The organism is Pseudomonas sp. BE134, assembly GCF_031456105.1.
Classification (GTDB): Bacteria; Pseudomonadota; Gammaproteobacteria; order Pseudomonadales; family Pseudomonadaceae; genus Aquipseudomonas.
The window spans coordinates 1-12,456 of record NZ_JAVDUA010000024.1 but is presented as its reverse complement, the minus strand read 5'-3'; the positions used below and the strand labels follow the sequence as shown (position 1 = coordinate 12,456).

Annotated in this window: 11 protein-coding genes; 7 read left to right on the top strand and 4 right to left on the bottom strand. The window is 58.1% G+C overall.

The window, feature by feature from the left end:
* Window positions 1-47 precede the first annotated feature (47 nt).
* The 7 genes from J2Y56_RS19535 (at window position 48) to J2Y56_RS19505 (ending at window position 5,632) form a co-directional block, all read left to right on the top strand.
* Window positions 48-1,037: an alpha/beta fold hydrolase gene (locus J2Y56_RS19535; RefSeq protein WP_310352103.1), complete on the top strand. Its 990-nt coding sequence runs from the start codon at window positions 48-50 to the stop codon at window positions 1,035-1,037.
* Between the two features lie 120 nt (window positions 1,038-1,157).
* On the top strand, window positions 1,158-1,649 hold the full coding sequence (gene rraA, locus J2Y56_RS19530) for a ribonuclease E activity regulator RraA (RefSeq protein ID WP_007944518.1): 492 nt from the start codon (window positions 1,158-1,160) through the stop codon (window positions 1,647-1,649).
* Window positions 1,650-1,673: 24 nt separating this feature from the next.
* Complete coding sequence (locus J2Y56_RS19525) at window positions 1,674-2,669, top strand: zinc transporter ZntB (protein WP_150778687.1); 996 nt, start codon at window positions 1,674-1,676, stop codon at window positions 2,667-2,669.
* Window positions 2,670-2,732: 63 nt separating this feature from the next.
* Window positions 2,733-2,981 (top strand): hypothetical protein, encoded by a 249-nt coding sequence (locus tag J2Y56_RS19520; protein ID WP_007944521.1) that lies wholly within the window; start codon window positions 2,733-2,735, stop codon window positions 2,979-2,981.
* A gap of 1 nt (window position 2,982) precedes the next feature.
* Window positions 2,983-3,807: a mechanosensitive ion channel family protein gene (locus tag J2Y56_RS19515; RefSeq protein WP_007944522.1), complete on the top strand. Its 825-nt coding sequence runs from the start codon at window positions 2,983-2,985 to the stop codon at window positions 3,805-3,807.
* Between the two features lie 86 nt (window positions 3,808-3,893).
* Window positions 3,894-4,484, top strand: a complete 591-nt coding sequence (gene sigX / locus J2Y56_RS19510) for an RNA polymerase sigma factor SigX (protein ID WP_310352099.1) — start codon at window positions 3,894-3,896, stop codon at window positions 4,482-4,484.
* A gap of 107 nt (window positions 4,485-4,591) precedes the next feature.
* Complete coding sequence (locus J2Y56_RS19505) at window positions 4,592-5,632, top strand: OmpA family protein (RefSeq protein WP_310337494.1); 1,041 nt, start codon at window positions 4,592-4,594, stop codon at window positions 5,630-5,632.
* 85 nt (window positions 5,633-5,717) lie between these two features.
* Here the strand turns inward: J2Y56_RS19505 and cobA are convergent, their stop codons facing one another.
* From cobA to nirB, 4 genes are read right to left on the bottom strand one after another with little or no spacing between them, the layout of a single operon-like run.
* Window positions 5,718-6,482, bottom strand: coding sequence for a uroporphyrinogen-III C-methyltransferase (cobA, locus tag J2Y56_RS19500; RefSeq protein WP_310352096.1), 765 nt, complete (start codon window positions 6,480-6,482; stop codon window positions 5,718-5,720).
* A 10-nt stretch (window positions 6,483-6,492) separates the two neighbouring features.
* Window positions 6,493-9,210, bottom strand: a complete 2,718-nt coding sequence (locus J2Y56_RS19495; RefSeq protein ID WP_310352093.1) for a molybdopterin-dependent oxidoreductase — start codon at window positions 9,208-9,210, stop codon at window positions 6,493-6,495.
* Window positions 9,210-9,527: a nitrite reductase small subunit NirD gene (nirD, locus tag J2Y56_RS19490; protein WP_310352090.1), complete on the bottom strand. Its 318-nt coding sequence runs from the start codon at window positions 9,525-9,527 to the stop codon at window positions 9,210-9,212. Before nirD ends, J2Y56_RS19495 begins: the two co-directional genes overlap by 1 nt.
* Window positions 9,524-11,977, bottom strand: coding sequence for a nitrite reductase large subunit NirB (gene nirB / locus J2Y56_RS19485; protein ID WP_310337498.1), 2,454 nt, complete (start codon window positions 11,975-11,977; stop codon window positions 9,524-9,526). The genes nirD and nirB overlap by 4 nt, the downstream gene beginning before the upstream one ends.
* Between the last annotated feature and the right edge of the window lie 479 nt (window positions 11,978-12,456).

Below are 12,456 nucleotides of genomic sequence, written 5' to 3'. Positions count from 1 at the left end.
TAGGGCGGGCTCCAATTGGATGCCGCCCTTTTTTGTGCAAGAGCATTATGCAAAGCAGCAGCAACCTATTTCCTGTCGCCCTGATCAGCGCCGAACGGCGTGGGGATCTGAGCGAAGATGTTTACCGATTGAAACCGGCCAACAGCCCGGACCCTAGCGTAGAGCTGGCCGTTACCCGGTTGGGCATGGCCGATGGGCCGGTGGGGCGCGGTGTGCCCGTGATTTTGTTGCACGGCAGCTTTTCCAATCGGCGCTTCTGGTTTTCCCCCAAGGGGCTGGGATTGGGCGCGTACCTGACGCGTCAGGGGTTCGATGTGTGGATTCCGGAAATGCGCGGCCATGGCCTGTCCCAACGCAATCAGAACTACCGCAAGAACCGGGTCGCCGACTACGCTCGTTACGACCTGCCAGCCATTGGCGCGTTCGTACGTGAACAGAGCGGTCAGGTTCCACACTGGATCGGTCACTCACTGGGCGGTATCACGCTGGCGGCGGCGTTGGGCGGAGAGTACATCGGCGAGCCTGTGGTGGCATCTGCGGCGTTCTTTGGCGCGCAGGTCAGCCGGACTTACTGGCCATTGAAAATTCCACCGGTGGAATGGAGCGGGCGTTTCATTCTCAAGCGCTTTGCGCAGCTATCGGGATCCCGGCTCAAGCGCGGCCCGGAGGACGAGCCGATTGGCCTGGCCCTTGAAAGCATGCGCTGGTACGGTTTGTTTGGGCGTTTCGGCGATGCCGACAAGGACTGGTGGGTCGGCTTGGCCAACGTTGCGGTGCCCGTGTTGGCCGTGAGCGCTGTGGGCGATCATCAGGACCCGGCGTCGGAGTGCCTCAAACTGTTCGATCAGATCGGCTCCGAGCACAAGCAATTCATCAACCTTGGTCGCGATCAGGGCTTTGGCGACGATTTCGGCCACGTGGAAATGCTGGTCAGCAAAGCCGCTCAAGCCGAAGTCTGGCCGTTGGTGGCGCGTTGGCTGGGCGATCAACAGACACCTTTGATGGGCGATAAGCCGGATCTGGCCGCGGCAGTATGAGCCCGATGCTCTAACAAGGGCATTCCGCTCTGTTCCGCTTGCGGCTAAGATATGACGCATTGAGCTATTTTGGTCACGTTCGACACCCTCGATTGTCTTCCTCTTTACAGGAGTTTCTCGATGAACCATTACCTCACGCCTGACCTGTGCGACGCCTATCCGGAGCTGGTGCAGGTGCTGGAACCGATGTTCAGCAATTTCGGCGGCCGTGACTCGTTCGGCGGCGAAATCGTGACCATCAAGTGCTTCGAAGACAACTCGCTGGTCAAGGACCAGGCCGAGCTCAAGGGCAATGGCAAGGTGTTGGTGGTCGATGGGGGCGGTTCTCTGCGTCGTGCGCTGCTGGGCGACATGATCGCCGAGAAAGCCGCGAAAAACGGTTGGGAAGGGCTGGTGATCTATGGTTGCATCCGTGACGTCGATGTCATTGCGCAAACCGATCTCGGCGTTCAGGCCCTGGCCAGCCATCCGATGAAAACCGACAAGCGCGGTATCGGCGATCTCAATGTGCCGGTGACCTTTGCGGGCGTGACATTCCATCCAGGCCATTACATCTACGCGGACAACAACGGCGTGATCATTTCGCCAAGCCCGCTGAAAATGCCTGAATAAGCCAAAACCAACAAAGGGATGCGGATGTTCGAGGAAGAAAACGCGCAGTGGGGCCTGGTGCATGCCCTGGTGCTGGACGGTAAAGGCGGCGCGCGTTCGATAGCCCGGACTGAACTCGATGACTTGCAGCTACAGGCTCATGAAAGCCTGTGGCTGCACTGGGATCGCAGTCATCCACAAACCCAGACCTGGCTGCGTAAATCCAGCGGTCTGAGTGAATTCAGCTGTGACCTTTTACTCGAAGAAAACACCCGGCCGCGCCTGTTGCCCTTGCCGGACGCCGAATTGTTGCTGTTTCTGCGTGGGGTCAACCTGAACCCTGGCGCAGAACCGGAAGACATGGTCTCGGTGCGGATTTTCGCTTCAGCTCAGCGTGTTATTTCTTTGCGTCTGCGACCCTTGCGCGCCACCGATGAATTGCTGGTGCAGCTCACTGATGGCAAAGGGCCGAAAACCGCCTCTGAACTCGTCCTGTATATGGCGCAGTACCTCACCAACAAAGTGCAGGATCTGGTCAGTTGCCTCTCGGAAGTGGTCGATGAGGAAGAAGAAAAACTGGATACCGACGAACGGTATACGCCCGAGCACGGAGCGATTTTGCAGATTCGTCGCAGGGCCGCCGCGCTGAAACGTTTCCTTGCACCTCAGCGGGAGATTTTCGGGCAACTAACGCGTATAAGGCTGCCCTGGTTTGTCGAAGACGATGGCGATTACTGGAACGAATTGAACAACAGCCTGACCCGCTACCTTGAGGAGCTGGAGTTGACCCGGGAGCGGGTGGGGCTGGTCCTTGAGGCTGAAGACAGACGTCTGAGCGTGCGCATGAACCGCACGATGTACCGTTTCGGGATCATCACCGGGATCTTTTTGCCGATGAGTTTTCTGGCCGGTCTTTTGGGGATCAACGTGGGGGGTATTCCGTTCTCTGACAGCCCCTATGGCTTCCTCATTGCGTGCCTGATGATGGTCTCGGTGGCGCTCGGGCAGTGGTGGTTATTTCGACGTTTGCGCTGGGTCTGAGCATGAGTCATGTGACCCGAGCAAATTTGACCGCGTCTTTCACAGACATCACGAGAGGTGCGTATGCACGATCCGTTTGAACAGTCTTTGCGTGACATGCTCAATGCATCACCCTCCACCCGGGACGATGATGCGTGCCTTGGGCGTGTACTGAAAACCGCCAACCGCCAGGTCGGCGCCGGCGATCTGTTCAGCCTGCTGGGCCGCTGGTTGCCCGCGCTGATGATTGCCCTCAATAACGGCTCGGCCCACGTCTCGCCGGTTTCCCGCCACCGTAAACCTACCGTTCGCACTGCTGATAAGGCTGATTAATATGGAACTTGATCTCTGGACTCAGAGCCTCGTCACCGCAATGACTGCGTTGTGGACCAAGGTTGCGAACTTCATTCCGAACCTGTTCGGCGCACTGGTTGTGCTGCTGTTGGGTTTTGTCGTGGCGAAACTTTTGGACACTTTGTTGTCCAAGCTGCTCGCCAAGCTGGGGCTCGATCGCCTGATGGGCGGCACCGGTCTGACCAAATTGCTGTCCCGCGCCGGGCTTCAGGTACCGATCTCGACCTTGATCGGAAAAATCGTCTATTGGTTCGTTCTGCTAATTTTTCTGGTTTCTGCCGCAGAATCCCTTGGACTTGAGCGAGTTTCAGCTACGCTAGACATGCTAGCTCTGTATTTGCCGAAAGTATTCGGCGCGGCGCTGGTGCTGCTGGTAGGTGTTTTGCTGGCACAACTGGCCAATGGATTGGTTCGCGGGGCGGCAGAAGGCGTAGGACTGGACTACGCTTCAGGATTGGGACGAATTGCTCAGGGGCTGGTGATTATCATCAGCATTTCGGTTGCGATCAGCCAATTGGAGGTCAAGACTGACCTTCTGAACCATGTAATTGTTATCGTTTTGATTACCGTTGGTCTGGCAGTTGCACTGGCCATGGGGTTGGGAAGCCGGGAAATTGCCGGTCAGATTCTTGCGGGAATCTATGTGCGTGAGCTATATGAGGTTGGGCAACAAGTGCGTGTTGGTGAGGTTGAGGGGCAGATAGAAGAGATCGGCACGGTTAAAACTACATTGCTGACCGATGAGGGTGAGCTAGTCTCTCTCTCAAATCGGATTCTCCTGGAGCAGCATGTGAGTAGCCGCTAACCCGGCAAACCCTGCTAACGTATGCCGCCGCAAAATGCCCTGAAAGGGCGCGGCGGACATTGACCTGACTGTCGGCCCGACTTGTTTTGAATAAAGCTCAATCGCTCTCCACGCGCTACGCCCCCCGCGAGCTCTCTGATGAGGAGTTGGTCGCGCGCTCGCATACCGAGCTGTTTCACGTAACGCGCGCTTATGAAGAATTGATGCGGCGTTACCAGCGAACATTATTTAACGTCTGTGCCCGATACCTTGGGAACGATCGTGACGCAGACGATGTCTGTCAGGAAGTGATGCTGAAGGTGTTGTATGGCTTGAAGAACTTTGAGGGGAAATCAAAGTTCAAGACGTGGCTATACAGCATCACGTATAACGAATGCATCACACAGTATCGAAAGGAACGGCGAAAGCGTCGCTTGATGGACGCTTTGAGTCTGGACCCCCTCGAGGAAGCATCTGAGGAAAAGATGCCGAAACCTGAGGATAAGGGTGGACTGGATCGCTGGCTTGTGTATGTAAATCCGATTGACCGTGAAATTTTGGTGCTACGATTTGTCGCAGAGCTGGAATTTCAGGAGATCGCGGATATTATGCATATGGGATTGAGTGCAACAAAAATGCGGTACAAACGCGCTCTTGATAAATTGCGTGAGAAATTTGCAGGCAGTGCTGAAACTTAGTTCAGCGCAAATATCTCTTACGTGTAGGCTAGTTCTGATAGACTGGCCGCCGAGTTGTCCCCCGGTTTGAGGGACTGCTTTACAATCACCAGATGGGGATTTAACGGATGAAACTGAAAAACACCTTGGGCTTGGCCATTGGTACTCTTATTGCCGCTACTTCTTTCGGCGTTCTGGCACAAGGCCAAGGCGCTTTTGAAGGCGAGCTTAACTACGGGAAAAAGTACAACGACAGCGTTGACAACGTTCAAGATGGTTACACTCCTGGCGCCTCCATCGGTTACTTCTTGACCGACGATACATCGTTGAACTTCACCTACAACGCTGAAGACTACACTCGTTCGGAAAACAACACTGGCAATCAGAAAATCGAAGGCGACAGCTTCGGTCTGAACGCTCAATACCACTTCAACAACGCTGGCGACGCTCTGCGTCCTTACGTTCAAGGTGGTGTTAAGCACGGCAGCATGACCAACGTACGTGATGATGGTCACTCGGGCCGTGATCAGTCGACTTTCCTGACTGCTGGCGCTGGCGTTAAGTGGTACTTCCTGGAAAACGTCTTCGCCCGTGCTGGTGTTGAAGCTGACTACAAACTGGACAACGGCCGTTTTGACTACATTCCTTCCGTTGGTCTGGGCGTGAACTTCGGTGGCGGCAACAAGCCTGCTCCGGTTGTTGCTCCAGAAGTTTGCTCCGACAGCGACAACGATGGCGTGTGCGACAACGTTGACAAGTGCCCAGACACCCCAGCCAACGTAACTGTTGACGCTGATGGCTGCCCGGCAGTTGCTGAAGTTGTTCGTGTTGAACTGGACGTGAAATTCGACTTCGACAAGTCGGTAGTCAAGCCAGACAGCTACGCTGACATCAAGAACCTGGCTGATTTCATGAAGCAGTACCCAGCCACCTCCACTACTGTTGAAGGTCACACTGACTCCGTCGGTCCTGACGCTTACAACCAGAAACTGTCCGAGCGTCGTGCAAACGCCGTTAAGCAAGTTCTGACCAACCAGTACGGTGTTGAATCGACTCGCGTTGAGTCTGTTGGCTACGGCGAATCCAAGCCAGTTGCTAGCAACGATACCGCTGAAGGCCGTGCTGTAAACCGTCGCGTAGAAGCGCAGGTTGAAGCTAACGCTAAGTAATTAGCGCGCCGCTCTGAGAAAAGCCCGGCTTAAGCCGGGCTTTTCTTTGTCTGCGATTTGGTGAAATGGAGTGATGCAGGCAGCTTTACGCTGAGTGATCCGCCGTCAACGCAGGCAAGTCGTGCTCCCACAGAGATCGAGTTGCACAGGCTGCGACCGCGCCGATCACCAGGATTGCCGGGCTTTTCAACTCGAAAGCACTGGCGTCTTCTTCCATCGCCATCAGGCTGCTCCGACATTCCCGTTGATGCGGCAAGGATGCATTTTCAATCATCGCCACCGGCGTATCGGCTGCCATTGCGCCCGCCAGCAGTTGCTCACGGATCTCGCTGAGTTTGGCCACACCCATGTAGATCACCAGTGTCGTGCCACCCTGGGCCAGCGCCTGCCAGTTCAGGCTGCTGCCATCCTGAGTGTGGGCGGTGACCAGCGTTACACCTCGTGCCACGCCACGCAGGGTCAGCGGAATATCACATTGCGTCGCGCCTGCCAGCCCGGCAGTGATGCCATTGACCAGCTCAACCTCGACACCACGTTCGCGCAGCCACTGTGCTTCTTCACCACCACGCCCGAAGATGCACGGATCGCCGCCCTTGAGCCGAACCACGCATTTGCCGTGACGGGCATAACGCAGCATCAGGCGATGTATGAATGCTTGCGGAGTAGAGCGACAGCCACCGCGCTTGCCCACTGGAATAATCCGTGCGCCGCAGCAGTGCTCCAGCACCGCGTCGTTGACCAGATCGTCGATCAGCACCACATCCGCTTCTCTCAGCGCCCGAACAGCTTTGAGCGTCAGTAATTCCGGGTCACCGGGACCCGCACCCACCAGCCAGACTTTTGCGCTCATAGTGTTTTCCTCACGAGATGGCGGCTTGCGGCTGCGCGGTGGCGGCCAGCAAACGCTTGATTTCCGGGACGCAGGAGCCGCATTGCGTGCCGCAACCCAATTCTTGTTTCAGCCCCTGCAAGTCCAGGCCACGGCGGATGCCGGCGCAGACCGCGTTTTGGCTGACGTTTTTGCAGTTGCACAGGGTTTTGTTGCCGCTCGCTTCCGCGTCCACCTGACCCGGCGGGGCACTCAGTGGTGCGAGCAGCCAGCGCCGTAGCTGTTCATCGGCGCGACCTTCGAGCCAGAGGTTCTGCAGCCAGTGTCGGGCGAGGGTTTCACCCGCCAAACGGATCGCAGTGATTCGGCCGTTTTCGATCCGCACCCGCTTGCCGATTGAGCGCCGTGGGTCGTCGTAGGCCAGGACCGGTCCGTCATTGAGTCCCAGGCATTGATCGATTTCCCGCAGCAGTTGCGGATCGGGCGCGGTGGCGCTGGCAGCGCGTATCAGCAGTGCAGGGCGCTCACGGCCGGCAAGGCTGAGGCTGACGTAGGAAAACGTCTCGCAGAGGGGGCGTAGCGTCTCAAAGTGCTGTTGGATATCACCCTCAATTAGCGCGAAAAGGTGCCAAGGCAGCTGGACCGGTTCGAGGCGCACGCCGCTGTGTTTCAGCTCCGGTTGTTTCGACAACGGGTCGAAGGCGGGGAGCGTGAGGGTGTTGATACCGCCCTTGAGAAAACGGTCACCAAAATGCATCGGCAAAAAGGCCTGGCCCGGACGCACACTGTCATCACTGGTCACCGGCACAATCACCGCGCCGCGCCGGCTTTTCAGGCTGATCAGATCACCCGTTTGCAGGCGATGGCGGCGCAGTTCATCGGGGTGCAGGCTCAACACGGCTTCACTGACATGACCGAACAACTGTGCGGCGGTGCCGGTACGGCTCATGCCGTGCCATTGATCCCGCAGGCGACCGGTGATCAGCGTCAGCGGGAAGCGAGCATCCCGTTGTTCCTTGGCGGCGCGATAGGGGTCGGCCACAAACTGCGCGCGGCCACTGGCAGTCGGGAAAATACCGTCCAGATACAACCGGGCAGTACCTGTGCTGGAACCCGTAGGAAAAGGCCATTGCTGCGGACCGATTTGGTCGATCAATGCGTGGCTGATTCCGGACAGATCCAGGTCCCGGCCTCGCGTCAGCTGTTTGTATTCGTCGAAGACCTGCGCCGGTGTTTCAAAGGCAAACAGGCTGGCCGCTTCCGGACGCAGACGTTTCTCCAGACGCTGTGCGAAATCCACCGTAATCGCCCAGTCCGGGCGCGCTTCACCCGGTGCGACGATCGCCCGGCGGACGTGGGAAATACGCCGTTCGGAGTTGGTCACCGTACCGTCCTTCTCGCCCCAACTGGCTGCGGGCAACAACAGGTCAGCAAACCTGGCGGTTTCAGTGGTGCGGAAAGCCTCTTGCAACACCACGAACGGGCACGTTTCCAAAGCGGCGCGCACGGCAGTTTGATCGGGAAGTGACTGAGCAGGGTTGGTACAAGCAATCCACAAGGCTTTGATCTTTCCGCTGGCCACCTGCTCAAACAACTCGATGGCGCTGAGCCCAGGGTTTTCAGGCAAGTGATCAACGTCCCAGAAAGCCGCCACCTCGGCACGGTGCTCCGCGTTGGCGGCGTCGCGATGCCCCGGCAGCAGGTTGGACAGACTGCCGGTTTCACGCCCGCCCATGGCATTCGGCTGACCGGTCAACGAGAAAGGTCCTGCACCCGGACGGCCAATTTGTCCGGTGGCCAGGTGCAAATTGATCAGTGCGCTGTTTTTTGCGCTGCCGGCGGTGGACTGGTTGAGCCCCATGCACCACAACGACAGGAAACTCGGTGAAGTACCGACCCACTCAGCGCATTGCTGCAGTTGTTCAATGCTGATGCCGCACAGCTGCGACACCATCTGCGGTGTGTAGTCGCGCACCAGATTCTTCAGTTCGGCCAGGCCTTCGGTATGCGCCTTGATGTAGTCGCGGTCGACCCAGTCTTCCCACAGCAGCAGATGCAAAATCCCGTGGAACAAGGCGACATCGGTCCCCGGAAGAATCGCCAGATGCAGGTCAGCCAAATCGCAGGTGTCGGTGCGACGCGGGTCAATGACGATGACTTTCATCTGTGGCCGGCGGGATTTGGCTTCTTCCAGTCGGCGAAACAGTACCGGGTGGGCGTAGGCCATGTTACTGCCGACAATCATCACGCAGTCGCTCAGTTCCAGGTCTTCATAGCTACACGGCGGCGCATCAGCGCCCAGGCTGCGTTTGTAGCCGACCACCGCCGAGGACATGCACAACCGCGAATTACTGTCGATGTTATTGGTGCCCACCAGCGCTCGCGCCAGCTTGTTGAAGGCGTAGTAATCCTCGGTCAGCAACTGCCCGGAAATGTAGAACGCCACGCTGTCCGGGCCATGCTCGGCAATGGTTTGGGCGAAAACGCTGACAGCGTGATCGAGGGCGGTGTCCCAGTCGGTGCGGCTACGCGCCAGGCCTTTGCCGAGGCGTAATTCCGGGTACAACGCCCGCGCGGTCAAGTCGCCGGTCAAATGCAGGGTTGATCCCTTGCTGCACAGCTTGCCGAAGTTGGCCGGGTGCGCCGGATCGCCGCTGACGCCGAAAATGCGCTCGCCGTCATGCTCGATCAGCACGCCGCAGCCAACCCCGCAATAGCAGCAGGTGGACGCGGTGATCTGGCGGTCCATCAGCCTGCGTCCCGCAGAGCCAGCATCACTCGGCCATTTTCGACCCGCGCCGGGTGGTGATGGGCGCAGCCGACGTCCGGGGCCAAGGCTTGGCCGCTTTCCAGATCGATCTGCCAGTTGTGCAGCGGGCAGGCCACACGCTTGCCGTAGATCAAGCCTTGGGACAGCGGCCCGCCCTTGTGCGGGCAGCGGTCGTCGAGAGCAAACACCTCATCGTCGCTGGTACGAAAAATCGCGATGTCACCTTTAGGGCCGGCAATGATCCGCGAGCCCAGGGCGTTGATTTCTTCCAGTGCGCAGATATCGAGCCAGTTCATGCCAGCACCTCCAGGTTTTTCACGGGGATGACGTCGAATTCTTTTTTCAGCAGTGGCTGTTCCAGGCGTTCCTTCCACGGATCCTGTTCGAACGACAGGGAGAATTGCAGGCGATCATTCAGCGCCTTGCGGCGTTCCGGGTCTTCCAGCACAGCTTTCTTGATGTGGTCCATGCCGACCCGTTGCAGGTAATGCACGGTGCGTTCGAGGTAGAAGGCTTCTTCGCGATAGAGCTGCAGGAACGCGCCGTTGTATTCGCGCACTTCTTCAGCGGTTTTCAATTTGACGAAGAACTCGGCGACTTCGGTTTTGATCCCGCCGTTGCCACCGATGTACATCTCCCAGCCGGAATCCACCCCGATAATGCCTACATCCTTGATGCCCGCTTCCGAACAGTTGCGCGGGCAACCGGAGACCGCCAGTTTCACTTTGTGCGGCGACCACATGTTGAACAGGTCGTGCTCCAGCTCTATGCCCAACTGCGTGGAATTTTGCGTACCGAATCGGCAGAACTCGCTGCCGACGCAGGTCTTCACGGTACGGATGGATTTGCCATAGGCGTGGCCGGACGGCATGTCGAGGTCTTTCCAGACGCCGGGCAAATCCTGTTTCTTGATCCCCAGCAAGTCGATGCGCTGACCACCGGTGACCTTGACCATCGGCACGTTGTACTTGTCGGCGACATCGGCAATGCGGCGCAATTCCGAAGGGTTGGTCACGCCACCCCACATCCGTGGGACCACCGAGTAGGTGCCGTCTTTCTGAATGTTGGCGTGGGCGCGTTCGTTGATCAGGCGCGATTGCGGGTCATCCTTGGCTTCGCCTGGCCAGGTGGAAATCAGGTAGTAGTTGAGTGCCGGGCGGCAGGTCGCGCAGCCATTCGGGGTGCGCCAGTTCAAATAGCCGATGGTTCCGGCGATTGTCAGCAAATGCTGATCGCGGATGGCTTGGCGGATTTGCCCGTGGTTGAGGTCGCTGCAACCGCAGATGGCTTTTTCGCTTTTCGGTTTGACGTCTGCCGCGCCGCCCACTGTGTTGATCAGGATTTGCTCGACGAGGCCGGCGCAGGAGCCACAAGAGCTGGCAGCTTTGGTGTGTTTCTTGACCTCGTCGACACTGAACAGCCCGTGTTCCTGAATCGCCTTGACGATCGTACCTTTGCACACGCCGTTGCAGCCGCAGACTTCGGCGGTGTCGGCCATGCTCATGGCTTTGTCCTGGCCTTGATGTCCTACATCGCCGAGCGCGTTTTCGCCGAACATCAGGTGATCGCGGATTTCGCCAATGGCGTGATTCTCACGAATCTGCCGGAAATACCAACCGCCATCGGCCGTATCGCCGTACAGACAGGCCCCGACCAGCACGTCGTCCTTGATCACCAGTTTTTTGTAGACCCCGCCAATCGGGTCGGAGAGGGTGATGGTTTCCGTGCCTTCGCCGCCCATGAAGTCGCCAGCGGAGAACAGGTCGATACCGGTGACTTTCAATTTGGTCGACGTCACCGAGCCTTGATAACGGGCGAAGCCCAATTGTGCGAGGTGATTGGCGCAGACCTTGGCTTGCTCGAACAGCGGCGCAACCAGGCCGTAGGCGATGCCGCGATGGCTGGCGCATTCACCGATGGCGTAGACCCGTGGGTCGTAGGTTTGCATCGTGTCGTTGACCAGAATCCCGCGATTGCAGGGGATGCCGGATTTTTCCGCGAGTTCGGTGTTGGGACGAATGCCGGCGGCCATCACCACCAGGTCGGCGGGAATGATGTCGCCGTTCTTGAATTCAACCGAGCCGACCCGGCCATTGCCCGCGTCGTGCAGCGCGTGGGTGTGTTCGCACAGGCGAAAGTGCAGGCCGCGTGCTTCCAGGGCGGTTTGCAGCAACTGGCCGCTGGTCTTGTCGAGTTGCCGTTCCAGCAACCATTCGCCGATGTGCACCACGGTGACGTGCATGCCGCGCAGCATAAGGCCGTTGGCCGCTTCCAGGCCGAGCAGGCCACCGCCGATGACAACGGCGTGCTTGTGGGTCTTGGCGGTGTCGATCATGGCCTGGGTGTCGGCGATGTCACGGTAGCCGATCACACCCTGCAAGGTGTTGCCGGGGATCGGCAGGATGAACGGGGTTGAGCCGGTGGCGATCAGCAGGCGATCGTATTCGGCCTCGGTGCCGTCTTCGGCGATGACCCGGCGTTTGACCCGGTCGATTTCCACGACTTTTCGGTTGAGCAGCAGCTTGACGTTGTTGTCCAGGTACCAGTCGAGGTCGTTGAGCACGATCTCTTCGAACGTCTGCTCACCGGCCAGCACCGGCGACAGCAGGATGCGGTTGTAATTGGTATGGGGTTCGGCACCGAAGACCGTGATGTCGTACAGCTCGTTGCTCAGCTTGAGCAGTTCTTCCAGGGTACGAACCCCGGCCATGCCGTTGCCGATCATCACCAGTTTTAGTTTTTTCATCAGGTTCTCCGGGGAGCTGCGACCCGCCTCATCAGGGCTTCAGGTCTGGCTCGACAATTTTGCGCAAACAAAAAAAGGCGTCCCGCTAGTTGCCTAGCGAGGACGCCTTTGTCCTGGTCCCGTTCTCTCGGGAAGCGCAACCTTCGTCGTTGAAGGCCGGGCTTTATGTATGGTGAAAAGGGTAATGCAGTGGTTGTGCCAAGTCGTCCAAAACGCGGATTTGTTGGGTTGGAGAGGGGTTTTACAGATCGTTATCGAGGTTTTTGCACCGCATCGAAGCGCGTTGCCCGGTAATGGAGCGCTTGTCGATGGATTTGGAGAGATTGTCAGTCTGCCATCGCGAGCAGGCTCGCTCCCACATGGGGTTTTTGAACGCCACAAATCCCCTGTGGGAGATTCTATGTTGCAGGGGAACCCTGCAGCCGTAAATTCGGCTGGTATTCGCTCTGGTTTTTCATGAGGGCGAATGCCACCCGACA

Excerpts from the sequence above, each read along its gene's own strand:
- J2Y56_RS19525 (WP_150778687.1), top strand. The coding sequence starts at position 1,674 with ATGTTCGAGGAAGAAAACGCGCAGTGGGGCCTGGTGCATGCCCTGGTG.
- cobA (WP_310352096.1), bottom strand. The coding sequence starts at position 6,482 with ATGAGCGCAAAAGTCTGGCTGGTGGGTGCGGGTCCCGGTGACCCGGAA.
- J2Y56_RS19535 (WP_310352103.1), top strand. The coding sequence starts at position 48 with ATGCAAAGCAGCAGCAACCTATTTCCTGTCGCCCTGATCAGCGCCGAA.
- nirB (WP_310337498.1), bottom strand. The coding sequence starts at position 11,977 with ATGAAAAAACTAAAACTGGTGATGATCGGCAACGGCATGGCCGGGGTT.
- rraA (WP_007944518.1), top strand. The coding sequence starts at position 1,158 with ATGAACCATTACCTCACGCCTGACCTGTGCGACGCCTATCCGGAGCTG.
- J2Y56_RS19505 (WP_310337494.1), top strand. The coding sequence starts at position 4,592 with ATGAAACTGAAAAACACCTTGGGCTTGGCCATTGGTACTCTTATTGCC.
- J2Y56_RS19520 (WP_007944521.1), top strand. The coding sequence starts at position 2,733 with ATGCACGATCCGTTTGAACAGTCTTTGCGTGACATGCTCAATGCATCA.
- J2Y56_RS19515 (WP_007944522.1), top strand. The coding sequence starts at position 2,983 with ATGGAACTTGATCTCTGGACTCAGAGCCTCGTCACCGCAATGACTGCG.
- J2Y56_RS19495 (WP_310352093.1), bottom strand. The coding sequence starts at position 9,210 with ATGGACCGCCAGATCACCGCGTCCACCTGCTGCTATTGCGGGGTTGGC.
- nirD (WP_310352090.1), bottom strand. The coding sequence starts at position 9,527 with ATGAACTGGCTCGATATCTGCGCACTGGAAGAAATCAACGCCCTGGGC.